This is a genomic window from Agrobacterium sp. 22-210-1, assembly GCF_053522525.1.
The window spans coordinates 757778-784407 of the sequence record NZ_JBNWCI010000001.1 but is presented as its reverse complement, the minus strand read 5'-3'; the positions used below and the strand labels follow the sequence as shown (position 1 = coordinate 784407).

Below are 26630 nucleotides of genomic sequence, written 5' to 3'. Positions count from 1 at the left end.
AATTAAAACTCTCACATCCCCACATCAGGCAACTAATCATGAGTGGTCTCCTTGACGTACGCCAGACTATGGATTCCGACGTCCCCGCGCTGAACCTGGCTACGTGAGCGAAGCCGACGCGGTTTTCTGAATTATGGGCTTTGCCTCGCTATTGATCCTATAGTCTTCGTCGGCAGCTCCGATGGCTGCTTCTGGGGATGGGTAAATGCCAGGCAGCATGCCGAACGGCCCAAGGACGACAACACTCATATGGCCGCTGGAATATCGACGGGCGAATAACCTATAGCCTGGAGGCCCTCCAGGCGCAGGAATCCAGCTGAACGATTCCACGGGAACTTGGTCGGTTTCGTCAAGCTCCAGGAACTCAAGTACCTGGTCTTGAGAGAAAAAGGGATAGGGCCAAATTACCCCATCGTCTGCTTCCAGTGCAAAGCAGCCCGATCCGCGTTGGTTGAGGTAGATAATTCGGGGCATGTTATTCTTCTCCTTACAATCAAGGAGGCGATAGCATCCCCCAGTTGCCAAACAGCTAACTGGTTAGGAATGGCGAAAAGTGGCCACGGCGGCAACTCCCGGCATAGCGCGGCGCATTTGACGAAACCATCGGCGCGTTACGACCGTGTCGTCGATGTATGCGAAGAACTCGTGAAGTTCATCCTGCTGATGAGGGATTCTTCCGCATGCCTAACTGACCGCTACAACGGGTGGAAGAGCATGTGGCCAAACTTGAAAAGCGGGTCCACCTCAAGTTGATCTGACGAGAAACGTCGTCGGCTGTGACGCCAGAGATGAACGATCGACGGCAACAAGATCATTGCGAGCCGGGAATAGCTGCGATCCGGTGACCTACGAACATTCCTCCGTCATCCAGCAACGCGTTCGCGACGCACCGATGTGGCGACAGCGCCGAACGCCAGGATTCCGAACGTACCCAGCGCCGCGATGACGAAAAGGGAAATGGTTGTCCCGAAGTGGTTCATGGCGGCTGCGAACGCAAACGGGGCAGCCGCGCCAGTCGCCAACCTTGCCGCCGCCATCTTGCCCGTGATCGCGCCGTAGCCGGCAGACCCGAAGAGATAGAGCGGCAGGCTTCCCTGAGCGATGCTGTTGATCCCTGATCCAAGGCCAAGACAGATGGCGAAAGCAACCGCGCCGGGCAACCAGTCACCCGACATCCCGAGTATCACCGCGCCCGCGACCATGAGCGCCGCGGAGACAATCGCCAACGCAGGCGGCGACAGGCTCTTGCCGAAGACCATGTTGATCAGACGGCTCATGACCTGTGCCGGACCGAACAAGGAGCCGATCACGACCGCCGCACTGCCGAGTCCGATCGCGCCGAGCATAGGCACCATATGGGCGAGGATCGCGGCCAGGGAGAAACCCGAGAGCGAGAAGGCAAGAGAGACCAGCAGCATGCCACGGCGGCGCGCCTGGGGTTCGAGAGCGCCGACGACGACCTCGCGGGTTCTTGTCCCGTCGAGTTTGGAACCACGCCTTCCGTCACGCCTGATCCAGTAGTGCAGTGGCATGCAGACGAGAAGGTTCAGAGCGGCGAACACCAGATAGATTTCCCGCCAGGACAAGTATCCGGACAGTGTCGCCGAGATCGGCCAGAAAATGGTGGAGGCAAAGCCGCCGATGAGTGTCAGATAGGTGATGCTGCGTGACGCCGTCCGGGGTTCGCTTTCGACGAGCGTCGCAAAGGCTGCCTGATACTGGACCATCCCGGAGGACACCTCCAGTAGGACGATCGCAAGAGCGAAGAGCGATACGGACGGCGACCATGCACACAGCGCCAGAGTGAACGCCGCAAGGGCCGATCCCAGTGTCATCACGGTCGCAGCGCCGATCCCGTCCATGTGCCTGCCGATGAACGGAGCAGACAGGCCACCGATGAGCAGCGAGACCGAGAAGATGGCGAAAACCCGCTCCACGCTGATGCCGAAATCCTTGGCCATTCCGGGGGCGAGGATGCTGAAGGAATAGTAGAGAGTGCCGTAGCCGATGATTTGCGTGACACCGAGAGCGGAGACGATGCCCGCTGGAACCTTGGTCGAATGCAATGACGTATTCCTTGACAGCCTATGCTTCGTTTGAACAGCAACTGGCGGATCGCTCGACGGACCCACGAATGCCGGGATGTCCCGCGCAGCAGTCTTCCATCAGGAACGTCACTAGGTCGGCCAGTGTGTCGTAGCTTGCGCTGTAGAGGATCGAACGCGACTCTCGGCGCTGGACGATGAGACCGGAGCGCTCGAGTTCTTTGAGGTGGAACGAGACATTCGATGGCGAGACTCCCATTCGTTCGGCAATAGCGCCGGCGGCTAGACCTTCAGGGCCGGCGACGACTAGGGTCCTCACGATGGAGAGACGGGTTTCCTGTGCGAGTGCGGCGAACGAAGAGAGGGCTTGACGATCATCCATATTTCAATAATCCTTGAATCGTTGAAATCGAGGATATCCACAAATGAGCACGATCGACAATAGCCATTTCGACAAAACCGACATCTCGCTCGGGGAATTACTCGGCAGAGCGGCAGAGACACCGGACCTGCCATTGGTCTTCCTGTACGATGGCAAAACCGTGAAACCTGGCTATCACGTGACCGAGGTCAAAGCTGGCCAGTTCTCCGCGCTCGACTGCGGGGCCAATCCGGAAGCCTGGGCAGAAATCTTCGTACAGCTATGGGACGTCGAGGACGGCGAGCGGACCCACATGACGGCCGGGAAGTTCTCGGCCATCATCAGCAAGGTTTCCGAACACGTCCGTCTCGACGGCTCCGTCAAGCTAACCTTCGAGGTGAGCGACGGCATCCAACCTATGCAACTATTCTGCGCCGACGAACCTGTGGAGGCCGACGGCGTCCTCACTATCTCGCTAGTCCCGAGGCCTGCGAGTTGCAAACCGCGTGACCGCTGGGTGGCCGAGGAGACCGCGAGAACAACCGTCTGCTGTGGCACCGCAACCGTTACCGAATGCTGTTCACAATGAGGGTGCCATCGGAGACTGGCAATGTCATTGGTATCGGCGAATAGGCTCCGCATTCGCCAGCGCACTTACTCCCAAGCGCGAGGCAGACCGTTTTTATGCGAACCTGAATCCGAACAATCCTCCGCGATCGGTGTCGTCCAACCTGACGTCCATAATCTTTGACTTTACGTCGAAGTCGTCGTCGAAAGGCAGGCGATCAAACATGTCGGTGTTGAGCATGACTATGTACTGGCCACCGACCTCGTCAACGAGACCAGACCCAAGTTGGATGGCAGTGGCGATCTGTCTGCTATCTACAGGATCGAAGAGGTGGCTATCGTGGATGAGGAAACCTGGACCGCCGAGGCGTGCCGTTGTGAGTTTATAGAGCGCGTAGTCGAAACAGAAGATTTCCATGTTGGCGATACCGCCGCTCCGGGAGCCATCGATATTCACCCTGAAATGAGGTCCATTCACAGTAGCCTGAACCTCGAACGACGCCCCTCTGTCGGCGTAAAGGGCCTTCTTTGCCTCCATTACGGCCAGCACCATGGCGCTCACGGTTGCTTCACGGGTTCGCAGATCATTCTGCAGGCGGGCCAAAAGGTTACTCTCCTGGATTTTCCTCGCTGCGCGGCCGGCCTCAACCTCAAGAGCTTCTTCATACTGAGTCTGGAGTCGAGCATGTTTTTCGGACTTCTCGGCAGCTACCTTCTGCATGGCGGCCAGATCGCTGAACGCTCCCTTTCCCTTGAGGTCACGAAGGATTTCATCCCTACGCGCACGGGCAGTATTCATCTCGACGGTTACCGTGGAGATACGCCGACGGATCGCATCCAACTGAGAGGACAGGTGGAAGCGCCGATTGTCCGCCACCGACTGATGGAAATCGGCGATGTCCTCGAAGGATTTCACCACACTACCCGGCAGCTCCGTGCCTGCCGCTCGATACAACGCCGCGATTGCCTCTCCGTCTCCGGGTTTTTCCGCTTCAAGGCTTTCCTCGATAAAATCGAGCGAACTCTTGAGCGAAGCTGCTTCGACGCTGAGTTTTTCGAGCAAGTTTTTGGCTTGCGATGCCTCCGTGATCATTTCCTCGTAGTGTTCCGCAACCTGGAAGGAGGCAATCCTCGCTCGTTGGACTTCGGCTTCGTGTGCTGCAAGTGTCATCGCTGACTGAATTGCCGATGACGTATCCAGATTTTCAGAACGTCGCGCCTTTATCCTCTTCCTCTGAGCAGCCAGATCGCGCTTTTCCGCGCGCTCCAGTTCAAAATCCCGCGCGAGAAGCCAATCCAGGCCAAGTAGATAGGAGAGAGCGATCTGTGCACTGCCATCTGTCTGGTTTTTAGCAGCAAATTTCTCTGGATATTGAAAGCCGATGTCGTCGCGACGCCGGGCAAAGTATGGAAACATCGATCGGAATGTGGGCGCGTGCGGCAGGTTGAAAGGAGTCCCGACAGTGCTCGCAGGAAGTCCGAAAACGATATGACCCAACCAGTCACACCATGCTTGGTTTGTTGCCGTCGCATTACCCAGTAGATCGCCCTCGTAGACCAGACCGCGCACGTCACTTGCAACTACCTGAACGCTCTTGGGATCGGAAACTCGCCGTTCGACGCGAAATGTTATCCCATTGATGTCAAACTCGCCCCAGAACGAGTGTTCGTGCAGTGCTTGGGCCTTGACCACGGAGTTACGGATTGAGCCGCCGAGGAGAAAATGGATCAGTTCCAGGACGCTAGATTTCCCCGAACTGTTGCGGGTCTTAGTCTCTTCCGAATTTGTCTCCTGTTCGGCGAGGAGGATATTCAGACCCCTGTGAAAATTGAGAGTTTTGAACCCATCGATCGAACTGCCGAGAGCGGTAATCATTGCTTGGCTCCAGACACAATCGCCAGAAGTCCGTTGCGCATATCGAGCGTGCCGATAGCATACAGGAGGGTTATGGCGAGCAAAAACCAATCGTACGTTAGGGGCGCGGCATGAGGTGTTCTCGACGCGGTGACGCGTTCCCAAACTTCGCTGACTGATCGCGGCGTTTCAGTAAGGACTTTGATGATCTCAGCTCCGACGACGATCAATGAACGATCCGCGGTAAGATATTTAGTCGGCAAGATCATAAATTTCGTCCTGATTGGCTTCCTGCCGAGTTTCTTCAAAAATGACGCACGATTCAAAAAGGTCCGCGAGAATTGTCATAGCTGCAAATTCCCTTAGATCGTCGTCGAGATTTCTGACGTTTCCGGCCAACAATGCTTTCATGGTGTTTAGAATTTGACTCGATGTCATCCCCTCATGCTTCAATTCTTCGTACCGGAGACGAAAAAAAGAAGGGAGCAACAAACTTTGCTTTTCTCCACCGAGGCGACGCATAACCGCTCTCGAAATTGGGGAGAACATCAGAAAATATTCAAATTGATACGTCCAATGTCTGGAGATGTTGTTCAGCGTGAGCTTATCTCGCGGCACCCGGGAACGACTTGTGTAGGTCTCCATAATCGGCTTGATTTCCTCCATCAACGCCGAAATGAGGTTGTTAACCGCGGCAGGAAGGCGGGCCAGCATCAAATCATCTTGAGCACGCACGCCGAGAACCGCAGCGCGATCCTCCTCGGTCATTTTTTTCAGCAGTTGTCGAAAGCTATGCAAGCCGAAGAAGCCGGCTTCAACGTTGACCTTTGTCGCACGCGTCTTGATCTGTTCGAGAGTGTCTACTAGCGGCCGAGAAACGCCATCAACCAGATTGTGGGCGAAAAACCACCTCTCCATCGAGGGGGTGGTCTCACACGCGCGATTGAAGTCTGCGGTCATTTTTTTGCAGACCCGGGCGGCATTGATAACATGACCGTTTTCAGCACCATAACACTGGAAAACGTCGTTCCCAAGTGCACCATCCATGCCCCCGTCGCCCTGTGAGCCGTGGGGTTTGACAGGGGTGAAACCATCCCCGTGCACTCGTAGCATGAAGTCATTGAACAGCGCTTGAAATCCGTCGCCGTGGCTCATCCTAAGCTTTGCGCCGAGCAGGAATTCCCAGTATCCGCCCCTATCTACCTCCATAATCCAAGACCCCGAATCGTCACCCATAACTGTGACCATAGGTTGTCATGGAATGGTTTGCACATCGTTATCGAGGTGAAACAAGGTCAAATAAGAGCTGGACGCGCTTGTGCCTTGTCGGAGGAATCTGTGAAAGTTGCCGACAAGTCCCTCTAAGAGATTAAAAATGAAGATTTCTTTGCAGGCTCCCATTAACCAAGATCAACGATGTGCACCAATCCGGGGCACAAAATGCCCCAATCCGGCTCTGATACTCTATGCAACGCCGAAAAAATCGGTATTGGGAAATCGCTGACCCAAGGAGCCAGGCATGAACGAGATAGGCATACGAGCAAAGTGACCATTCGGACGGATCGTCCCGTCTGGAAGCACCGTATGTCGTCATCGTGTTCGAGCCTAAGGAGGGCTTCATGCATTTTGCACGTCAGGTTTCCAAACATATCGCGCTTCATAAGGCAGGTCTCGGCTTCCTGAGCATGCCTCCGATCCAGCCTCGCACCTTCGGTTATGCCAACCGCAAGGCTGAAAACGGCACGTCCGATTCGGGGGACTCTGGCATAACGCGGCATCATCGTCGGAACGACGACTGAAACCAAGTTCTGGAACGAGCCGGTAGCCGAACGTGCCGTGCGCAAGCCTCCGGCTACGCACGCCAAGACTTTGCGCGGCTTCTCGATCTTCAAGGAAACGGTAGTCTATCACGAGAGCGACCTCGAGCGCCGAGTGTCTAAGGTCATCCAGCTCCGCAAGGACGTGAAGGCCATCTACTCCCAGTTCCCGGTGCTGCTGTATCGCGATGCCGACGGAGTGTGGCGAGAGCATATCTGTGACTTCTGCGTGGTTTTCGACGACGGCGAGATTGTAGCCGTCGCGGTGAAACACGCCCGCAAGTCGGATGCGATGGCGGACCTGCTGAAGCGTATCAAGGCGGAAGGCTTTCTCCGGAAGAACCGGAACGGCTCGACGACGCTTGGCGCAGTCCACGACATCCGTCTCATGACCGAACGGGAGGCGACATACGGTGCTTATGAAAACGCCGAACGCATCCTGCGCGCCCGTCGCATGCGTGTTGACGCCGAATACGACCGAGCCTTTGAAGCCGTCCAGAAGTTTCATGGCCCCTTTCGCTTCGGTGAACTTCTCCGCGGGTGCGAGAACAGGGCGGCTCGTCGCACGGCGCTCCTGTTGCTGATCGATGAGTGTGTCCTTCTGACGGAGACACCCGGCCGGATCGACGATCTGACCATGCTGATGGTCCGCCGATAACCCCAACCCATCACCCCGACTTCCGATCGCCCTACAAGGAGCCTGCGATGCTGACCGACTTCCAGAGACCGAGCCTCTTCCGCCACGCCATCGTCAGAATGCGTCACGCCGATCGCTTCACCGATGACGACGTTAACTGGAAACCCAAGAAACGAGACGAGGACGGATGGACCTTTAGCAACGAAGCGAACGTCAGCGACGAACGCTTCATGTTGCACGGTGAGGTCTATTCGAAACTCGCCGGCGGCGTTGCCAAAATCCGCTATGGCTACAACGATCCTGAAAACCAGCGTCTGCGCGCGATTTTCGGCGACAACACGTTCTCAGACATTGTCGGCAAGCGCCGTGACCTCGCGTTGTTTCGCGAAAAGCTCATCAAGCGCTTCGATGCAGAATGGCTGACTCTCGGCAAAAAGCCGCGATGGTCGAAGGAGATGTTCGAGGCCAAGCTCAGAGCCTGGCGCAGAGAAATCATCGCCGAGATGCTAGGTCTCGATGAAGAGGATACAGACGTCCGCGCCGACGCGATGGTCGAAGTAAAGACCTTTCCGACACCGTCGGTGAAGACGTTCCGCCGCGACTACAAGCGTTATCACGCCTGCGGCGGCGAAGTCCTCGGGATCGTCCACCGCCATCACGGTCCTGGCCTGCACCTTCGCAAGGTTGACGCGGATTCAACGGCGTTCGCCCACAAGCAAGCCCTCAATTACATGACGGACCGTAAGCCCACAATGGCGCAGGTCTACCGTGACTATCTGGCAGCACTGGAGAAGGTGAATGCGGAGCGCACCACGCCGCTACTGAAGGTCACACGTCACAAGTTCGAGACGATGATTTCGAAATTCGACGAGTTCGACAAATGGGACGGCCGCCACGGTCGTGCCTCGACGCTAAAGCGCTTCGGGATGTCGAAGAGAGGTGGAATCCCCGCGTTGTTCGTCGGCGAGCGCATCGAGATCGACTTCTGGAACGTCGATCTCATGGCCCTCTTCGTTGAAACCGGGATGTGGGACATCCTTCCGCCATCGTACAAAGAGGCGATGGTCGGTAAGCGCATCTGGTTTGTGGCGGCGATCGATGTTGCCACACGCTACATCCTTGCGTTCAGGGCGAGCGTCAACCCGAACGCCGTTTCGGCAGCGGCCGCCATCCGTATGATCATGTCCGACAAGCGGCACATTTCCGACTTCGTCGGGGCGGAGACGCCGTGGATCGGGATGGTTCAGCCACGTAACATCTTCAGCGACAATGGCACGGAATTCGCCAACGCGCTTGTCGAAGGCATCATGCGCGCGGCGAAGATCACGTTTAACCGGCCGCAGGCGGGCAATCCTAAAGCTCGCCCCTTCATCGAGAGCCTGTTCCACTCCATCGGCCCGCTGATCGCGTCGTTCTTCGACGGCAGAACGTTCGGGTCGATCGCCGAGAAGGGTGATTACAACCCGGAACATCAGATCAGCCTGCAGATCGACGAGATGATCCAGCTCTTCACCTTGGCGATCTGCGACATCTACCACAACAAGCCGCACAGTGGCCTTGGTGGGGCGTCTCCGCATAACGCCTGGGTCCGGGCGACCCAAGAACACGACATCGAGTTCCCGAGCCAAGACCCCGAATTCATGCTGCATGTCTTCGGCACGAAGTTCAAACGCCGCATCGGGCAATACGGCATCCCATTCATGGGCATCCCGTACGCCAACGAGGAACTGGACCGCCAGCGCAAGAAGTACGGACAGATGGAATTCGAGATCAAGGTTGATCCCGAAAACCTCGAACACATCGCGGTCCGCGGCGACAAGGGCTGGTTCGTCGTCGAGAACAAGGTCGGTATCGCGCGCAACCTGACGCTGGCCGAGTGGATTGTCGCCCGCGCTGACCTGCGGACGCAACACGCCGCGGAGGCGGAGGCAGGTCTGGCGGCGATGTACCGTACCATCAATCGTCTCGCCGAGAGCGGCAGGGCAGCGGCGCTGCGTGCGAACCTGACCCCGCGCAACATGACGGCCGAACACTATGAGGCCCTCGAGGCCGAACTGTTCGGCGCGTGGGTCGCCGTGAAGGCGGCGGACACGCCGACCCTTACGCAGGCCTTCGCGCTTCCCGCGGACCCTCTCCGCGAGGGATCGGTATCCGATTCCCGCCTGATCCCCGAATTCCACGCCGAACGCGAACGCGATGCGCGGAAGAAGAAGCGTGCCGCCGCCGTCGACCAGACGCCGACCGAGACGCCCACGCCCACCGAAACCACTGACAACTACTACGAGGAGTACTGAGTATGGAAAACGCTACGAACGTCATCGCTTTCGACGCGATCACCGACAAGAAGGCTGAAGTCTACAGCGGCTACATCGAACACGCACGCGACACGCGGTTGGGAACGATGCTGCGCGACCTGGTCGAGAACGTGGAGGCTTGCCGCCGTGGCGTGGGATCGCGCCGGCGTGCGTTGTTCCTCATCGGGGCCTCGGGCAGCGGTAAGTCCTTCGCATTGCGCCATCACTTCAGCCGCATCCCGGAATTCCAGCCTTGGAAGAACGAGTTCGGCGAGACTGTCCGGCCGCTGCTGAGCATCGAGGCACCGAAGCCGTGCACGACGAAAGACTTCGCCATGGCGATTCTGGATGCGATCGGAGTGCCGTCGAAGGCCAAGATGACGGAGGGCCAGCTCTTCGCGACCGTGAAGGCTCAATTGCGCGAGCGCGGGATCATCTATCTTCACGTGGACGAAGCCCAGCACTTGCTGCGCCACAGCAGCAGCCGCGCGATCCTCGACCTCCAGGATCGCCTCAAGAGCCTGATGCAGATCGAGGACTGGCCGTTGCACACGATCTATTCCGGTATGCCGGAGCTCGCGGAACTGCTTACGGGGGATCAGCAGTTGGCCAACCGTTCGATGGTCATGCGCTTCATTCCTCTGAGCCTGCCCGGCGACAAGGCCAGCATCGCGCAGGTGTTGGCCGACATCGTGGAAGGCAAGTGCGGACTTAACCTAACCGATGAGCTCCGCGCCGACGACTTCCTCGGCCGCCTGTGCGCCGCCAACAGCGGGTGCTACGGGAAGATCATCGAGGCAGTCCAGGCGGCGTGCTTCCTCGTCATGCATAAGGGAAAGGGTACGGTGGATCGCCGCGCCTTCGCCCACAACTACCAGCGTGACAGTGGTTGCCTTCCGAGCGATAACGTGTTCACCGCCGCGCGCTGGAGCGAAATCGATCCCGGCAACGCGCTGGCCGACTTGGCTACCGCTGGCAAGGGACGCAAGTAATGGTTCTGCCCGTAACGCTTCTCCATCATGACGACGAGGCGGCGATCGATCTGGTCGCTCGTCTTGCTACCGCCAACGGATACCCGTCTCTGCGGGAGTTTCTCGCGCATACGGATACCACGGCCAACGCCATCGTTCATGGCGAGACGGATGCCCTGTCGCTGGTGAGCGAGTGGGCTGCGGTGCCAGTCGCTACGCTGGGGAAACTGGCGGTGAAGGCGTCTGGCCCTGGCGGCACCTGGAAGATGGGCTGTGCGACCCTCAGCAAGGACATGCGTCCGGGCCGAATGCATCGCTTCTGCGCCCAATGCGTGCTGGATGACCGAGAAAGGGAGGCTGGACGTTTGGTGTCACGCGCCTATCGCCGTGCGTGGTGGACTATTCGCGGGATCGAAGGATGTCCAGTTCACGGCTGCCGACTGACGGAAGTGGCAGTTGACGCCGCCGAGGACGTCCACGACTTCCCGCAATTCGTGAATGCCAATGTCGGATTGATCGAGGACGCCGCGGCGGGTTCTGTGCCGAGCCGCCAGCCTCGGCTGGATTCGTATCTGCGAGACCAAGTGTTCCTGGATCGCGGGGACGGCTTCCTCAACAGGCTCGACGCGCACGTCGCTGTCGAGCTCTCTCGATATCTCGGTGACTTCCTGGTCCTTCACGACATCAAGGCGTGGATGCACGACGAGACCGACCTTCGCGAATGGGGATTCAATCTCGCAGTAGCGGGCGAAAGTGAAATCCGTCGCGTCATCGGGAACGTCATCGATGATAAGCGCCCGAAAACGCAGTATGTCGAGTTGGTTCTCGGGCCGATGGTGAGGTGGCTGCGTCGCAATCTCGTCAAGGAAGCGTATGGACCTGTGATCGATCTCATGCAGGATATCCTCGAGCGCAACATGCCATTCGGTGAGGGGCAGACCATCTTCAAGCCCGTTCGGACCAGACACTTTCACAGTGTGAGCTCCGCGCACGCCGAGTATGGTCTTCCCCACGATCGGATCAGGGCCTTGATGAAGGCAAACGACCCTGACTTTCGTGACGGCCTCTCTGACGCGTCCACATACTTCGATGCTGCCGCCTTGCGGCCGATCCTGGAAGCGGCGCGCGACACGCTGAACAGCAGGGAGGCAGGAGACGTGTTGGGTGTCAGCGAAGAAATGGTACACGGTCTTTTGAGCGTCGGTGTCCTGACGCAAGTCGAGAAGCGGGCCGACGGCGAGCGAGCCTTTGTAAGAATCGAGATGAGGGCGTTGGAAGCTCTGGTTCAATCTCTCGAGAGCAAATCTACCGTTGTAGCCTTTACGGAGGGTTTGGTGTCGCTTGCCTCAGCGGCTCCTGCATTTCGTCAGCCGTTCAACCGACTTGTGGAAATGGTCTTGGACGGGGGTGTCGAGGCGTTTATCGTTTCCGGCGACGGACCAGTCTTCGAACGGGTCCATATTGCGTCACCGACACCCGCGTCTGCAGAGGCCCGAAAAGAGCAGAAAAAAGGCACCCCCCTGGCCGGAGGCGACGACGAACTGATGCGGCTCAAGGAGGCTGAACTTGCGCTCGGCACAACGACCATCACGGTCGCGGACCTCATCAAGCGCGGCTACCTCCGCCAGCAAACCGTCCGCCGGAAAACGGGGCATGTTGTGAAGTTCATTGAGCGGCAGTCCCTGGCAGAGTTCCATGCGGCGCATGCTTCCCTGACGGAGATCGCCAAATCTCGCCAAGGTTACAGGGCCGCGATCAAGGTTGAATTGGAGAACGCCGGCATCGCGCCGATCTTCGAACCCGAGGGCTTCATTGCACGCTTTTACAGAAGATCAGACCTTACCCAGATTGGGTAAGGTCGACCCAAAATCTGGTAAACAACCAGCTTTCGAACCCGCTCCGGCGGGTTTTTCTTTGGCTTGCTTCTGAATGTGCCCAAATCAAATGCCGCGGGATGCTCAGATCAGTTTGAAAGCCCTGAAAAACATGCAATGAATTCAATGCTTGATTACTCGAAGGGGACAAACCAAGACCGCGTAATCACCGACTGTACGGCTTTTGCCCTTCATCAGTCCTTGCTCCCCTGAACGCCTTCTCAAAGCGATCGTCAGGCGTGGAGATTCGGCCCAAACACGGCAACATCAACCATTTCCTCATGGCATATATAAGAACTATAATATTTTATAAATGTACAATATACAAAAAATAGAGATTTATTAACCATAATTCATGACACTATATCCAAATAAAAACGCCGATTCTCTTATTATTTTATTTATTATATTTGGATATATGCATGAAAATCCGTGGTTATTATCGTTTTATTCAAGAATCAACCATTGCGCGCACCAATATTCTCGTGATCGCGCTGGCTGTTCTGACGCTTGCCGTCGATTTTGGAGACACGCCAGCGCTGGCTGCGGAAGCCACCGGCTATAAAACGATGGAACCGGATGCGAGTTATCAGGCGCTGGACGTCCGCGGCGTCAGTGCGGATGGCAGGGTTGTCATCGGTTGGTCGACTACGCCAGATGGCGAAAGGGCTTTCGCCTGGACAGCAGGCTCGCCGAACATCCGGCCACTGGGCGACCTGTCGGCTGCCGCCCTCGCGACAAACATGGATGGCCAAATCATTGTCGGGATTGCCGAAGCCGGGACTTCGATGCGTCCTTTTCTTTGGAAGGAAGCATCGCAGACGATGCATATCATCGATGTTGGAACCGCCGGGTACAGCTATGCTTCCGGGGTCAGCGCAGACGGTACCGTTGTCGCCGGCTCCACTGAAACCATCGATGGTTATCGCCCCTTCCGCTGGAGCGAAACGACGGGGATGACACTGCTGGACCCGCTTTTGGCTGGGGAAGCACAAGCAGGGGCAATCAGTGCCGATGGCGGGTCTATTGTCGGCTGGACGAGATCAGCCGTTGCGGTAGGCGCGTTTCGGTGGAGAGAAGCAACCGGGATGCAAAGCCTCGGCACGCTCCCTGGCGGCATTCACTCCAGCGCCAGCGCCGTGAGCGCCAACGGCGATGTCGTCGTTGGCACAGCGACAACCGCAGACGGATATCGCCGCGCATTTCGCTGGACGGAAACGGCGGGCATGGCGGATATCGGCGTGCTCCCGGGTGGCACCAATTCCAATGCCAACGGCGTCAACGCCGATGGCTCGGTTATAGTCGGCTTTTCAAGTCGCGTTAGTGGCGATCATGGGTTTCGCTGGTCAGAGGCGACCGGCATGATATCCATAGAAGAATGGCTGAGAAACAGCGGCGTGACCATCGCGGATGATTTTGTCCGCGACGCAAAAGGCGTGAGCGGCGACGGTAACGTCATCGTAGGAAACACGGTAAGCGGCGGCATCTTCCTGGCGCGCATCGTGCCTCCGGAGCAAACCCGCCCTGCGCCAGCCACGGACGAGAATTCGGAGCCTGTGGCTAACCCGTCGACAACAACGGACAATGGCGTCGCGCCGACGCAAACCGACACCGGAACCGATAGCAGCGCAACAGCCGGCATGAACACAACCGGCGCCGGGATTTCGCCCCCGACACCAGCCACAAGCACAACGAACCAGTCGACAGCCTCAGGGGCCGATGAAACCGTCGCCACGTCCCCTGCTCCCGCCGTGGCCGAATCCGGCATCATCGACCTCACGCAATATGCCCATAGCCTTGCCGGCCTTCCGCTGGTCCAGCACGGCCTCGACATTACCGGCACGATCCTCAATGGCGCGCATGGCGATCCGATGCGTAACCTGCTCACACCCGGCCAGCACTCCCTTATGGTCACCTCCGACACCGGTTATGACAATGGCTCGTCCTCCAGGGGCGGGATTTTTGCATCCGACATCACCTATGCCCAAGGCTTCGAAGGCGATATCACCGCACGTTTCGCGGCAGGCGGGCTTTACAACAGACAGGATCTCGAAGCCGGCGGCCACTTCAACCAGACGGGTTTTTATATCGCGCCGGAAGTAACCGCCTCCGTTGCCGGGCCGATCCATGCGACATTCGGCGCGTTCTACGCTCCGCAACATCTTTCCATTCAGCGCGGCTATAGGAACGGCGACGTAATGGACTATTCGCGCGGCAAGACGGATGTGGAAAACTGGGGCGCAAAATTCAGGCTCGACTGGAAGGATGCCTTCACCCTCAGCGATGCGGTCGTCACGCCCTATGCCAGCCTCACCTGGGTCAAGGCGCGCATGGAAGCCTATTTTGAAAGCGGCGGCAGCTTCCCGGCAAGTTTCGACGCCATCTCAGACCAAGCAACGGTGATGCGCGTCGGTCTCGATGGGGTTGTTCCGCTGAGCGGGCAATCAAGATTGCTGACACGCGCGGAAGTAGCTTACCGTTTCGAGGACAAGTCGGCGCCCATCACCGGCGACATGATCGGCCTGTCCGGCTTCCGCTTCGAAGGACAGGATATCGATCAGTTCTGGCTGCGTGGCGGATTTGGCGCAGAAGTCGACATCGCCGGGGGCACCGCATCCCTCACCCTCAACGCCACTACCAAGGGCGACGATCCTACCGTGTGGGTCAAATCAGCCTGGAAGGTCGTGTTTTAGATAAGCGAAACGCAGAGCTGCTTCCCTGTTCCGCGCAAAACCTGCACAGGGGATGCGATGAACGCAGCGCATCCAGCTACCCCTGCCCGAACAGCGTGAAGTAACCCCAGACAGCTGCGAAAAATACGATGACAGCCACAATCGTCAGCGCCTTTTTTGCTTTCGGCCCAAGCGGTTCGCGCGGTTTTTTCGGCGGAACCGGTTTGCGGAACTTCACCACATTGTCGTTCATTCTATCATCGTCCTGAATTTCGCTGCGAAGCCTCCGCTTTATAGCTGGCATCGGCCTTTCCAGAATTATCTCTAACAGACCAGAACTATCATAAATATTACCAAGTTTTCACTTCACCCTTAGGGCAAGCTATGTCACTTCCCACAATCAGAGGAATATAAATAGCAATGAACCGAGCGGAAAACACGGGGTGGCAACAATCCCCTGTCGTGTTTTGAATTTTGCGGGTAACGAGAATGAATGACGCCAACAGCCAAGGCCGTGACACGGAAAACAACCAGCCCGATCTGCGGGAGATTCTGGGTACGAACAGATCCGGCCGCAAGAAGAAGTCGCGCCGGTATCTCTATGCCGCAGCGGCTATCGTGTTGATCGGCGGCGGACTTGGCTATTATTACCAGTCCCGTGCAGCAGGCGTTGCCTATAACTACACCACGGAAGCAGCACGTCAGGGCGATCTTTCCGTCATCGTCACCTCCACCGGTTCGGTTCAGCCGACGGATCAGGTCGATATATCGAGCGAATTGTCCGGAACGGTGCGCAAGGTCAACGTCACTTACAATACCCCGGTAAAATCCGGCGACATCCTTGCCGAACTCGACACCAACAAGCTGGAAGCCGACGTGCAGAGCGCCCGCGCCAAGCTTGCCTCCGCCAAGGCCAATGTGCTGAAGGCGCGCGCCGATCTCGGCTCGGCAAAAACCTCCATGGAGCGGCTGAGATCGCTTGTGCAGAACCGGGTCTCCAGCCAGCAGGATCTGGACGCTGCGCAGTTCACCCACGATGCCGCCGCCGCCACGCTTGAGGTGAACGAGGCGACCGTGCTTTCAGCCGAGGCAGACCTCAGGCTCGCAGAAGTCAATCTCGGCAAGGCCAAGATCGTCTCGCCCATAGATGGCGTCATCCTCACCCGCAGCGTCGATCCCGGCGCCACCGTCGCCTCCTCGCTGAATGCTCCTGTTCTCTTCACCATCGCCGGCGATCTGCGGCATATGGAGTTGCAGGTGTCGGTGGATGAGGCCGATGTCGGCAAGGTCGAAACCGGACAGAAAGCGACCTTCAATGTCGATGCCTATCCCGACCGCAGCTTCCCGGCCGAGATCGAAACCGTGCGCTTCGCTTCGGAAACCGTGTCCAATGTGGTGACTTACAAGGGCATATTGACTGTCGACAATCAGGAGCTGTTGCTGCGCCCCGGCATGACGGCGACGGCCAATATCATCGTCGAGGAAATCAAGGATACGCTGCTGGTGCCGAATTCGGCGCTTCGTTATACGCCGCCGCGCGAATCCGCCTCCCGTGGCGGCGGGTTGATGAGCCTGTTCCGCCCGCCCCGCATGGGTCGGTCACAGAACCGCGACGCCGGTCAGGCCGCGACAGGCAAAAGAACGGTCTGGGTGCTGCGCAACAACAATCCGGTCTCCGTCGCCATCGAAACCGGTTCCACCGACGGCCAGCACACCGTGGTAAAATCGGGCGAGCTGAAAGCCGATGATCTGGTGATTACCGACGCAACGGCCCGCAACGCCGGCTGACGGAGGAAAACCTGATGCAACAGCCGCCGCTCATCGAATTCCGCAACGTCGTCAAGCAATATGGCCGCGGCGAAGCAACCATCCGCGCGCTCGATGGCGTCAGCCTGTCGATCCACGAGAGGGAATTCGTCGCCATCATGGGTCCATCAGGCTCGGGCAAATCCACATCGATGAACATCATCGGCTGTCTGGACGTGCCAACGGCTGGCGAATATCTGTTTCAGGGCGTGCCGACCAGCGGCTTCGACAATGAGCACCTGACGCTGCTGCGCCGCCACATGCTGGGTTTCGTGTTTCAGGGCTTCAACCTTCTGTCACGCACCTCGGCGGTGGAAAATGTCGAGCTGCCGCTGGTCTATCGCGGCATGAAAGCGTCTGAACGGCGCGCCCGCGCCATGGAGGCGCTGGCACAAGTCGGTTTGACGGGCCGCGAGGATCACACCACCCAGGAGCTTTCCGGCGGCCAGCAGCAGCGTGTGGCCATCGCACGGGCCATCGTCACCCGCCCTGCCCTGCTTCTGGCCGACGAGCCGACCGGCAATCTCGATACGAAAACCAGCACCGAGATCATGGAACTGATAACCGCGCTCAATCGGGACAGGGGCATCACGGTCGTCATGGTCACGCATGAAGAGGATATTGCCGCCCATGCGGGGCGCCTGCTGCGCTTCGTTGACGGGCATCTCGCCTCCGATAGTGCGGCGGACAAAAAGGAGAGCTCCGATGTTCTTTGAAACGTCGCGTCTGGCGCTGCGCGCCATCAGCCGCAACCTTTTGCGCTCCTTCCTCACCGTGCTCGGCGTCGTCATCGGCGTGGCCGCCGTCATCGCCATGGTCACCATCGGCAACGGCACGACAGAACAGGTAAAATCGGAATTGTCGCGGCTCGGCACCAACATGCTGTTCGTGCGCCCCGGCCAGTTCGGCCCCGGCCGCGCCAGCACCGAGGCGAAACGTTTCGACGACCGCGATGTCGAAGCCATCCGCAACCAGATATCAGGCATTCGCGCCGTTGCGCCGCAAAACCGCAGCTCGGCCGCGACGGTCATCTTCGGCGGCAAGAACCATCAGACAAGCGTCATCGGCACCACCAACGATTATCTGATCGCGCAGGACTGGACCATCGCGCTCGGCCGCGATTTCCAGCCGGCCGAAGATCGCGGCGGCCAGATCGGCTGCATCATCGGCGAAACGGTGCGGCAGGAACTTTTCGGCGCGGAAAACCCGGTGGGGCAGACGGTCCGCGTCAGCAACATCTCCTGTCCGGTCATTGGCGTTCTGGCCCGAAAAGGCCAGTCCGGCCTCGGCGACGATCAGGACGACACCATCATCATGCCGCTGAAAATCCACCAGCGGCGCATCGGCGGCACCACCACCATTTCCTCGATCATGGTTTCGGCGCAGGACGGCGTTTCGACTGCCAAGGTGCAGAGTGACCTGCAGAACCTGCTGCGCGAACGCCGCCGCATCAACATCGGCCGCGAGGATGATTTCACCGTCAACGACATGACACAGATCGCCTCGGCCATGACCGGCACAACGACGCTGCTGACCGGTCTCTTAGGCGCGGTCGCGGCCGTCAGCCTGCTGGTCGGCGGTATCGGCATCATGAACATCATGCTGGTGTCTGTGACGGAACGCACCCGCGAGATCGGCATTCGTCTCGCCATCGGCGCGCTGGAAAAACAGGTGCTGACACAGTTTCTGGTGGAAGCCGTCATGCTGTCGGCCTTCGGCGGCCTCGTCGGCATCCTCACCGGCCTCGGCCTCGCTTACGCCGTCGTCAGCTATCTCACCGTGCCCTTCGTCACCAGCCCGTCGATCATCTTCCTCGCCTTCGCCTTTTCGGCGGCCATCGGGGTGATTTTCGGCTATTTCCCGGCACGACGGGCAGCGAGCCTGAGCCCGATCGAGGCGCTGCGGCATGAATGAAGGGTCGAGTTCAAGCCGCAACCGGCTTTGCGTGCGAAGAACCCTTCCCAGGCATCGACCCGATCCGCTTTAATCGCTGGCCGGGGAGTGCGCACTATCCACCCACTCTTCAAGCGCGCGCTCTACGTCGTACTGATAGGACGGCAGATTTTCCTTCTCGCTGATGGCGCGGAGATACACTTCCACGGCATTCCGTTGCAGCGGGGTCAGTAAGGAAAACGTCTCCTGGCGTCCGCACAAATAGGGTACGAATTCGTGCCTGTAGTCGCCATCGAGATCAGCGATCATATAGGCGGGCAGATGAAATCGCATTCCTTCAGCATCAAGGAAGGCGGGACTGCCGGAATGTCTGTTGAGGTCCTTCAGCGGGATCGCGGCCCAATCATTCTCCTCATCGCCAGCGCGACATGCGGCGCGAATCTCATTGCTCGCATAATCGTCAAGCGCCTGCGCCTCGGAGAGGCCGACGCCGCCGCCCAGCGTAACACCCGCGAATGCCTCTCGCACCGCAGCTTTCGCATTCGCAATATTATCGGATTCCGACCTCATCACATAGTCTGCCTGTTCAATGAGGGGCTCCCCCACTCCCGTCACCATGCACTGTCGGCCAGTCTCCACCCTCGGTCCGTTCGAGCGGGGGACTATTCAACGCGTCACCCCTGGATGCCGCAGATCCCTTTATCTCCTCCCAGTAAAACACAAGGCAAACAATACCGGCAATCAGCGTCAGGCCAGCCACGACGCTGGAGACGATCAGCCCTATCGTCCAGATATCAATCGAGGCGCTACTGATGTCCATCCCGGTTCACTCCCCACGATCAATCCTGCCAGCGGTCCGAAACGCCTTCCAGCATGGGCGGCAGGCGGTTTCGCACCTCCCGCCAAACCTCGCAGAATATCCGATATCCTTGCTGATCTTGCGTCAGGGCGTCAATCGGATAGGCTCGCCCTCGAGTTTACCGGATGGAGTTTGGATGTTCAAATCGGTATCGGACAGCGCCGCTGCCGCAGACGGCGGTTCGCTCGCCCTCTTCGTCGAACGGATTGACGGACAGACGGAGCTGTTTGTGATCAATCGCTCCCTCGCGTCACGCGGGACGCCCGATTATAACAAGATCACTTCGAGCCTTCGGCCGCTTGCCGAGGGGGATTGCGCAATGATCGCAGCGGTTCTCGAACCGCTTTTGACAACGACACCATCGATTCATCCGCTGGCGGATTTTATCGATACGCTGAAACAGCAGTCATGATCCTTCGAAAGCTGATTTGCGCGGGGCGCAGTCTGCGGAAAAAGAATCTGAAACCTCTCATCCGTCATCCTCGGGTTTGACCCGAGGATCTACAAACGTCTCAAGGGATTTGACGGGGATGGATCCTCGGGTCAAGCCCGAGGATGACGTCGCGTTTGTGGGAGCGCTGTGTGCATAAGAAAGGTCTGTCTCTCCATCGCAGAGATAGCGTAACCAATCAAACGCTAGCCTCTGCCTCACGCTGCTTCGCCAGCGCCGCCAGATCGGCAGGCTTCAGCTCGACCGATTCACCGCAGCCGCAGGCGGATGTCTGGTTCGGATTGTTGAAGGTGAAGCCAGAGCGCATCTTGGTCACTTCGAAATCCATCTGCGTGCCAAGCAGATAAAGCACAGCGGACGGCTGAACCCAGACCCTGGCGCCTTCGAATTCAACCAGATCGTCCTTCGCATCCGGCTCGGTCACGAGGTCGATGGTATATTCCATGCCCGCGCAGCCACCCTTTTTGATGCCGACACGCACGCCCCTGGCGTCCGGGCCGGAATTTTCGACGATTGCTTTAACACGCGAGGCGGCAGCCCCTGTCATGGTCATGATCGCAAAGCCCATGGGCTTAATTCTCCTTCGACAATCGAGTTCAAGGCTCGATGCTTATGGAATTCAATTTAAGTGCACCCGACAATGTCATCAAGAGATGACACCTGTGAAAATCGCGTCAGACTTAATACCAGCCGACGGCGACCTGCGCTTCTTCGGACATACGGTCCGGTGTCCAAGGCGGATCGAAGGTCATTTCGACGGTAACGCCGGAAACACCCTCGACGGCACCAACCGCGTTTTCCACCCAGCCCGGCATTTCACCGGCCACCGGGCAACCGGGTGCTGTCAGCGTCATGACGATCTTGACCATCCGGTCATCCTCTATGTCGATCTTGTAAATCAGACCGAGTTCGAAAATATCGGCCGGAATTTCCGGGTCGTAGACGGTCTTCAGCGCCGAGATCACGTCGTCGCTGAGACGCGCCAGTTCGTCAGGCGGAATGGAAGACGGCTTCGCCGTTTCTTCGGTCGCATCGGGTGTCTTTGCAGTGGCTTCCGCAGTCATGGTCTGATCCTCAATCCTGATCTCTTTATGCCGATATCAGGCGAAAAATTTGCGCGCATAGTCCAGCGCCTCAACAAGAGAGTCTACTTCGGCGCGGGTATTGTAAAGGCCGAACGATGCCCGGCATGTGGAGGTGACGCCGAACCGTTTCAAGAGCGGCATGGCGCAATGGGTGCCGGCCCGCACGGCAACGCCACGCCGGTCGATCACCATCGAGACATCATGGGCATGGATGCCCGCAAGCTCGAAGGAGAAGATGCCGCCCTTGTCAGGCGCATTGCCGATGATGCGCAGCGAATTGATGTCGCGCAACCGTTCGGCAGCGTAAGCCGCAAGATCGGCCTCATGCGCGGCAATCGCGGCGCGGCCGAGATTGTCCATGTAATCAAGCGCGTAACCGAGACCGATCGCCTGCACGATGGGTGGCGTGCCGGCTTCGAAACGGTGCGGCGGCTCGTTATAGGTGACATTGTCCTCGGAAACATCGAGGATCATCTCGCCGCCGCCCTGGAACGGTCGCATCTCCCGCAGGCGGTCAGCCTTGCCATAGAGCACACCGATGCCGGAGGGACCGTAAAGCTTGTGGCCGGTCATCACGTACCAGTCGCAATCGATATCACGCACATCGACCGGCATGTGAACCGCACCCTGCGAACCATCGATCAACACCGGAATGCCGCGTTCGTGGGCAATGCGGCAGATTTCCTTGACCGGCACGATGGTACCGAGCGCATTCGACATATGGGTGATGGCAACGAGCTTGGTACGCTCCGTCAGGCTCTTCTCGAAAGCCTCGATATGGAACGCGCCGTCATCGTCCACAGGCACCCAGACGAGCTTCGCACCCTGACGCTCGCGAATGAAATGCCAAGGCACGATGTTGGAATGATGCTCCATGATCGAGATGACGATCTCGTCGCCCTCGCCGATAACAGGCATGCCATAACCGTAAGCGACCGTGTTGATCGCTTCCGTTGAGGATTTGGTGAAGACGATTTCGTCCACCGAACCGGCATTCAGGAAACGACGCACCTTTTCGCGCGCCGCCTCATAGGCGTCGGTTGCGGCATTGGAGAGGAAATGCAGGCCGCGATGCACATTCGCATACTCATTGGCATAGGCATGCGAAACGGCGTCGATCACCACCTGCGGTTTTTGAGCGGACGCGCCGTTGTCGAGATAGACCAGCGGCTTGCCATAGACCTCGCGCGACAGGATCGGGAAATCCTTGCGCACGGCTTCAATGTCATAAGGGGCCGCCAATGCGGCGCGTTCGCTCTCAGGCATGATGTTCCAGCCAGCCGGAGATGATCGTCTCCAGCGCCTCTACCAGATTTTCTTCTTCCAGTTCCTCGACGATCTCGGCGACGAAGGCGTTGACGAGCATCGCCCGCGCCTTTGCCCGCGGCACGCCGCGCGCCATCAGGTAATAGAGATGGTTGTCGCTGATATCGGCAACCGTCGCGCCATGGCCGCACTGAACGTCGTCAGCGAAGATTTCCAGTTCCGGCTTTGCCGAGAACTCGCCATCGTCGGACATCAGCAGCGTATTGCACGCCATCTTCGCATCGGTTTTCTGGGCATCGGGCGCCACCCGGATCATGCCCTGGAAAATCCCCTTGGCACGGTCGAACACCACGTTGCGGAATACTTCCGTCGAGGTCGTGTTCGGCACGTTGTGGCCGAGAACCATCGTCACGTCGGTATGGGTTTCGCCACCCAGAAGGTTGACGCCGCGAACGATGAGGTCCGTGCCCTCACCTTCCACATCGATGCGCAGTTCCTGACGCACCAGCTTGCCGCCGGCATTGACAATGAACAGGCGAATCTTGGCATCCGCACCGATTTTCATACGCAGCTGGCCAAGATGGATATCGGCAGCGCCCTGTTGCTGCAGGATGATCCAGGTCACTTCCGCGCCATCCTCGACCACGATGTCGCTGACGGAGGAAACGAAGGCTGCATCTGAAGTCACCGAAAGGTGACGCTCGATGACGGTCGCCTTGGAGCCCTTGCCGAAACGGACCGGGAAGCGGCTGTGAACCTGGCCTGCGCCATGGACCGCCTGCAATTCGATCGGCTTCTCGATATCGGCATCATCAGGAATCTCGAGCACCAGACCATCGCGCACGAAGCTGCCATTGATGCGGCCAATCGCGTCATCCTTGCTGGCTTCCGCAAGGCCGGCGGCGGCGGAGCCGTCGAGCAGGCTTTCGGCAAAGCGCGAAATACGGACGTCATCGATCTTGCCGATATCGGCGGTGCCGTGCTGCACATAGGCAACCAGCGAACCGGCAACTGTCGGCACCTGCTTCTCGATAACAGGCGCGGGCCGGTCTTCAGGAACGGCGCGCAGCAGGCTCTTCAGATCGGTATAGTGCCACGCCTCGATACGGCGGGTCGGAAGACCACCGGTCTTCAGATCGTCGAACAGCACGTCACGGGCGGCAACAACAGCGCCATTGCCCGGCAATTCGCTGAACTTGGCGGTGTAAGCGTCGACCAGCGCGGTTTCCGCTGGCGTCAGCCGGTTGGTAGCTTGAATGTTCATGGACATCACCTCCTGGCCCGACTTAGGCCGCTTCACCGATGATGTCGGCGTAACCGTTGTTTTCCAGCTCAAGCGCCAGAGCCTTGTCACCCGAGCGGATGATCTTGCCCTTGTAGAGAACGTGAACGCTGTCAGGCACGATGTAATCAAGCAGGCGCTGATAGTGGGTGATGACGACGGTGGCGCGATCCGGCGACTTCAGCGCGTTGACGCCGTCAGCCACGATCTTCAGCGCGTCGATATCGAGACCGCTATCGGTTTCATCGAGAACACAGAGCTTCGGCTCCAGGAGCGCCATCTGCAGGATTTCGGCGCGCTTCTTCTCGCCGCCGGAGAAGCCGACATTGAGCGGACGCTTCAGCATTTCCATGTCGATCTTCAGGTCGCCAGCGGCTTCCTTGACGCGGCGGATGAAGTCCGGCGTCGTCAGTTCGGACTCGCCGCGCGCCTTGCGCTGCTCGTTCATCGCAACCTTGAGGAACTGCATGGTGGCGACACCGGGAATTTCGACCGGATACTGGAAGGCAAGGAAGATGCCCTTGGCCGCGCGCTCAGCCGCGTCCAGCTCCAGAATGCTTTCGCCGTTATAAAGAATGTCACCGGAGGTGACTTCATAATCTTCGCGGCCCGACAGGATGTAGGACAGCGTCGACTTGCCGGAACCGTTCGGGCCCATGATGGCGGCGACTTCACCAGCGGCAACCTTCAGGTTGAGACCCTTGATGATTTCGGTTTCGGTATCGGCGATCTTTGCGTGCAGGTCGATGATTTCAAGCATGGTTTTGTTCCTGTTCATGGTGCGGTTTCAAGGACCGCCTCGAAGACCCTGTTTGTGGGTCGCTCTCAATTCTCACATCCGTCAACCTCGGGCTCGTCCCGAGGATCTAATCCGTCAATTTTCGTTGCCCGTAGCGACTGAAGCAAACTCCTCAGGCAGCTTCCAGTACCCACAACCCATGAGTACATGAAGGCTGACATCCGGCTCGGCAAATTTCTGCACCGACAATTCAACATGAAGCGAATCGTTGGGCGCAAAACCGTATGCGGAAGCCATGGTTACGAGGGGCTGAAACATGTCCAACCCCAGCGGAGATGCGTAGGCCACGATATCTTTCTTTTTAAGATCACCCTTGATTGCCTTCACAACTTCGAGTTCTGCGCGAATCATCCGGGCATTCATTCCCTCAGAAAAGGTCAGTCCCGAGTCCCCGATCGTTAGTGATCTGACACGCGCATCCACGACGATTTCCGCCGACTTCAGACGCTCGTCCTGACTGGGGCACCGCTGCATGGCCATCGCCGACTCCATGGAGACGAAAAACAGCAGAGATGCCGCAGCCATTCTCACTGCGATCGAAGGTCTCACCCCACGCTTCCTTCCAGCGAAATGCCGATCAGCTTCTGCGCTTCCACGGCAAATTCCATCGGCAGTTCCTGAATAACTTCCTTGACGAAGCCGTTGACGATCAGCGCGATGGCCGCTTCTTCCGGGATGCCGCGCTGCAGGCAATAGAACAGCTGGTCTTCCGAAATCTTCGACGTCGTCGCCTCGTGCTCGAAGTGAGCGGAGGAGTTCTTCGCCTCGATATAGGGCACGGTATGCGCGCCGCACTTGTCGCCGATCAGGAGCGAGTCACACTGCGTGAAGTTACGCGTGTTGGTCGCCTTGCGGTGAGCCGAGACCTGGCCGCGATAGACGTTTTCCGAGAAACCGGCGGCGATGCCCTTGGCGATGATGCGGCTCGACGTGTTCTTGCCGAGATGGATCATCTTGGTGCCGCTGTCGATCTGCTGATGGCCGTTGGAAACAGCGATCGAATAGAACTCGCCACGGCTGTCGTCACCGCGCAGAATGCAGGACGGGTATTTCCAGGTGATGGCCGAGCCGGTTTCCACCTGCGTCCACGAAATCTTGGAACGGTCGCCACGGCAATCGCCGCGCTTGGTCACGAAGTTGTAGATGCCGCCCTTGCCTTCCTTGTCGCCCGGATACCAGTTCTGGACGGTGGAATATTTGATTTCGGCATCGTCGAGCGCCACCAGTTCGACGACGGCGGCGTGAAGCTGGTTCTCGTCGCGCTGCGGTGCCGTGCAGCCTTCCAGATAGGAGACGTAAGCACCCTCTTCGGCGATGATCAGCGTGCGCTCGAACTGGCCGGTGTTCTTTTCGTTGATGCGGAAATAGGTGGAAAGCTCCATCGGGCAACGCACGCCCTTCGGCACGAAGACGAAGGAACCGTCTGTGAAGACAGCCGAATTCAGCGTCGCGTAGAAATTATCCGTCGTCGGCACGACCGAGCCGAGATATTTCTTCACCAGCTCCGGATGCTCGCGCACGGCTTCCGAAATCGACATGAAGATGACGCCGGCCTTGGCCAGTTCCGCCTTGAAGGTGGTGACGACCGAAACGCTGTCGAACACGGCATCCACCGCCACCTGGCGCTTTTCAACACCGGCGAGGATTTCCTGTTCCTTCAGCGGAATGCCGAGCTTTTCATAGACCTTCAGAAGCTCCGGATCGACCTCGTCCAGAGACTTGGGGCCGGGCGTGCTTTTCGGCGCAGCATAATAATAGAGATCGTTGAAATCGATCTTGGGATAGCTGACGCGCGCCCAGGTCGGCTCTTCCATCGTCAGCCAGCGCTTGTAAGCCTCAAGACGCCATTCCAGCATCCATTCCGGCTCCTGCTTTTTGGCCGAGATGAAACGGATCACCTCTTCCGAAAGGCCCTTCGGGGCCTTGTCGACTTCGATATTGGTTTCGAAGCCGTATTTATACTGGTCCACATCGATCTGGCGTACCTGATCGATCGTTTCCTGAACCGCTGCCATGTCGTTCTCCAATCTCGCCGGAGCCAAGGTCCGGTGGCTTGTCAACGTATCAAGGCGGAAAGCCGCCTTATTCATCTTCGG

The 26630-nt window shown here is 58.3% G+C and carries 25 protein-coding genes and 1 pseudogene; 12 read left to right on the top strand and 14 right to left on the bottom strand.

The genetic code is table 11. The annotated features are described in order from the left end of the window. Positions 1-597: 597 nt before the first annotated feature. A pseudogene (locus ACQZ5F_RS03900) lies at positions 598-758 on the top strand (arsenical resistance protein ArsH); the annotation flags it as partial. Between the two features lie 105 nt (positions 759-863). Here ACQZ5F_RS03900 and arsK read toward each other — a convergent pair. Then, positions 864-2066: an arsenite efflux MFS transporter ArsK gene (gene arsK, locus ACQZ5F_RS03895; protein WP_448731155.1), complete on the bottom strand. Its 1203-nt coding sequence runs from the start codon at positions 2064-2066 to the stop codon at positions 864-866. Between the two features lie 19 nt (positions 2067-2085). After that, positions 2086-2427, bottom strand: coding sequence for an ArsR/SmtB family transcription factor (locus ACQZ5F_RS03890; RefSeq protein WP_035242396.1), 342 nt, complete (start codon positions 2425-2427; stop codon positions 2086-2088). A 43-nt stretch (positions 2428-2470) separates the two neighbouring features. On the opposite strand from ACQZ5F_RS03890, the gene ACQZ5F_RS03885 reads away from it, so the two are divergent. After that, complete coding sequence (locus ACQZ5F_RS03885; protein WP_448731154.1) at positions 2471-2995, top strand: DUF6428 family protein; 525 nt, start codon at positions 2471-2473, stop codon at positions 2993-2995. Positions 2996-3088: 93 nt separating this feature from the next. Here ACQZ5F_RS03885 and ACQZ5F_RS03880 read toward each other — a convergent pair whose 3' ends face one another. From ACQZ5F_RS03880 to ACQZ5F_RS03870, 3 genes are read right to left on the bottom strand one after another with little or no spacing between them, the layout of a single operon-like run. Further along, a complete protein-coding gene (locus tag ACQZ5F_RS03880; RefSeq protein ID WP_448731153.1) occupies positions 3089-4849 on the bottom strand; it encodes a DUF2326 domain-containing protein in 1761 nt (586 codons plus the stop codon). Continuing rightward, positions 4846-5097: an ABC-three component system middle component 6 gene (locus ACQZ5F_RS03875; protein ID WP_035242392.1), complete on the bottom strand. Its 252-nt coding sequence runs from the start codon at positions 5095-5097 to the stop codon at positions 4846-4848. The genes ACQZ5F_RS03880 and ACQZ5F_RS03875 overlap by 4 nt, the downstream gene beginning before the upstream one ends. After that, positions 5081-6064, bottom strand: a complete 984-nt coding sequence (locus tag ACQZ5F_RS03870) for an ABC-three component system protein (protein WP_448731152.1) — start codon at positions 6062-6064, stop codon at positions 5081-5083. The genes ACQZ5F_RS03875 and ACQZ5F_RS03870 overlap by 17 nt, the downstream gene beginning before the upstream one ends. Positions 6065-6447: 383 nt before the next feature. Between ACQZ5F_RS03870 and ACQZ5F_RS03865 the strand changes: the two genes are divergently transcribed. The 6 genes from ACQZ5F_RS03865 to ACQZ5F_RS03840 all read left to right on the top strand — a co-directional run bounded on the left by ACQZ5F_RS03865 (position 6448) and on the right by ACQZ5F_RS03840 (position 15114). Next, positions 6448-6627, top strand: coding sequence for a hypothetical protein (locus ACQZ5F_RS03865; protein WP_137084594.1), 180 nt, complete (start codon positions 6448-6450; stop codon positions 6625-6627). 37 nt (positions 6628-6664) lie between these two features. Continuing rightward, positions 6665-7303: a hypothetical protein gene (locus ACQZ5F_RS03860; RefSeq protein ID WP_225339718.1), complete on the top strand. Its 639-nt coding sequence runs from the start codon at positions 6665-6667 to the stop codon at positions 7301-7303. A 47-nt stretch (positions 7304-7350) separates the two neighbouring features. Continuing rightward, the gene (locus tag ACQZ5F_RS03855) at positions 7351-9576 is read left to right on the top strand and encodes a Mu transposase C-terminal domain-containing protein (RefSeq protein WP_448731151.1); all 2226 of its coding nucleotides are present in this window, start codon (positions 7351-7353) and stop codon (positions 9574-9576) included. A gap of 2 nt (positions 9577-9578) precedes the next feature. After that, the gene (locus tag ACQZ5F_RS03850; RefSeq protein ID WP_448731150.1) at positions 9579-10568 is read left to right on the top strand and encodes an ATP-binding protein; all 990 of its coding nucleotides are present in this window, start codon (positions 9579-9581) and stop codon (positions 10566-10568) included. Then, a complete protein-coding gene (locus ACQZ5F_RS03845; RefSeq protein WP_448731149.1) occupies positions 10568-12403 on the top strand; it encodes a TniQ family protein in 1836 nt (611 codons plus the stop codon). Before ACQZ5F_RS03850 ends, ACQZ5F_RS03845 begins: the two co-directional genes overlap by 1 nt. Before the next feature lie 440 nt (positions 12404-12843). Next, entirely contained in the window at positions 12844-15114 is a 2271-nt protein-coding gene (locus ACQZ5F_RS03840) for an autotransporter domain-containing protein (protein ID WP_225339714.1), read from the top strand. 76 nt (positions 15115-15190) lie between these two features. On the opposite strand, the gene ACQZ5F_RS03835 is transcribed toward ACQZ5F_RS03840, so the two are convergent. Then, the gene (locus ACQZ5F_RS03835) at positions 15191-15346 is read right to left on the bottom strand and encodes a hypothetical protein (RefSeq protein ID WP_052819842.1); all 156 of its coding nucleotides are present in this window, start codon (positions 15344-15346) and stop codon (positions 15191-15193) included. A 236-nt stretch (positions 15347-15582) separates the two neighbouring features. Between ACQZ5F_RS03835 and ACQZ5F_RS03830 the strand changes: the two genes are divergently transcribed. Genes ACQZ5F_RS03830 through ACQZ5F_RS03820 form a run of 3 tightly spaced genes read left to right on the top strand, consistent with a single transcriptional unit; the run spans position 15583 to position 18813 of the window. Beyond that, the gene (locus ACQZ5F_RS03830; protein WP_137084606.1) at positions 15583-16881 is read left to right on the top strand and encodes an efflux RND transporter periplasmic adaptor subunit; all 1299 of its coding nucleotides are present in this window, start codon (positions 15583-15585) and stop codon (positions 16879-16881) included. 14 nt (positions 16882-16895) lie between these two features. Next, positions 16896-17615 carry an ABC transporter ATP-binding protein gene (locus ACQZ5F_RS03825; protein ID WP_225339713.1) on the top strand — a complete coding sequence of 240 codons (720 nt, stop codon included), beginning with the start codon at positions 16896-16898 and terminating at the stop codon, positions 17613-17615. Then, positions 17605-18813: an ABC transporter permease gene (locus ACQZ5F_RS03820; protein WP_225339712.1), complete on the top strand. Its 1209-nt coding sequence runs from the start codon at positions 17605-17607 to the stop codon at positions 18811-18813. The genes ACQZ5F_RS03825 and ACQZ5F_RS03820 overlap by 11 nt, the downstream gene beginning before the upstream one ends. A 69-nt stretch (positions 18814-18882) precedes the next feature. Here ACQZ5F_RS03820 and ACQZ5F_RS03815 read toward each other — a convergent pair whose 3' ends face one another. Next, complete coding sequence (locus ACQZ5F_RS03815; protein ID WP_225339711.1) at positions 18883-19410, bottom strand: DUF6714 family protein; 528 nt, start codon at positions 19408-19410, stop codon at positions 18883-18885. A gap of 377 nt (positions 19411-19787) precedes the next feature. Here ACQZ5F_RS03815 and ACQZ5F_RS03810 point away from each other — a divergent pair, with 377 nt between their 5' ends. Beyond that, on the top strand, positions 19788-20063 hold the full coding sequence (locus tag ACQZ5F_RS03810; protein ID WP_225339709.1) for a hypothetical protein: 276 nt from the start codon (positions 19788-19790) through the stop codon (positions 20061-20063). Positions 20064-20280: 217 nt separating this feature from the next. Here the strand turns inward: ACQZ5F_RS03810 and sufA are convergent, their stop codons facing one another. From sufA to sufB, 7 genes are all read right to left on the bottom strand, one after another. Next, positions 20281-20670: a Fe-S cluster assembly scaffold SufA gene (gene sufA, locus ACQZ5F_RS03805; protein WP_035224262.1), complete on the bottom strand. Its 390-nt coding sequence runs from the start codon at positions 20668-20670 to the stop codon at positions 20281-20283. 112 nt (positions 20671-20782) lie between these two features. Continuing rightward, positions 20783-21166, bottom strand: a complete 384-nt coding sequence (locus ACQZ5F_RS03800; protein ID WP_046798253.1) for an SUF system Fe-S cluster assembly protein — start codon at positions 21164-21166, stop codon at positions 20783-20785. Between the two features lie 36 nt (positions 21167-21202). Next, on the bottom strand, positions 21203-22453 hold the full coding sequence (locus ACQZ5F_RS03795; RefSeq protein ID WP_046798252.1) for a cysteine desulfurase: 1251 nt from the start codon (positions 22451-22453) through the stop codon (positions 21203-21205). Next, a complete protein-coding gene (sufD, locus tag ACQZ5F_RS03790) occupies positions 22446-23717 on the bottom strand; it encodes a Fe-S cluster assembly protein SufD (RefSeq protein WP_225339708.1) in 1272 nt (423 codons plus the stop codon). The genes ACQZ5F_RS03795 and sufD overlap by 8 nt, the downstream gene beginning before the upstream one ends. A 22-nt stretch (positions 23718-23739) precedes the next feature. After that, complete coding sequence (gene sufC, locus ACQZ5F_RS03785; RefSeq protein ID WP_003522658.1) at positions 23740-24495, bottom strand: Fe-S cluster assembly ATPase SufC; 756 nt, start codon at positions 24493-24495, stop codon at positions 23740-23742. A gap of 114 nt (positions 24496-24609) precedes the next feature. Continuing rightward, positions 24610-25059 (bottom strand): hypothetical protein, encoded by a 450-nt coding sequence (locus ACQZ5F_RS03780; protein WP_052760217.1) that lies wholly within the window; start codon positions 25057-25059, stop codon positions 24610-24612. 20 nt (positions 25060-25079) lie between these two features. Next, positions 25080-26549 (bottom strand): Fe-S cluster assembly protein SufB, encoded by a 1470-nt coding sequence (sufB, locus tag ACQZ5F_RS03775; RefSeq protein ID WP_046798251.1) that lies wholly within the window; start codon positions 26547-26549, stop codon positions 25080-25082. Positions 26550-26630: the final 81 nt, after the last annotated feature.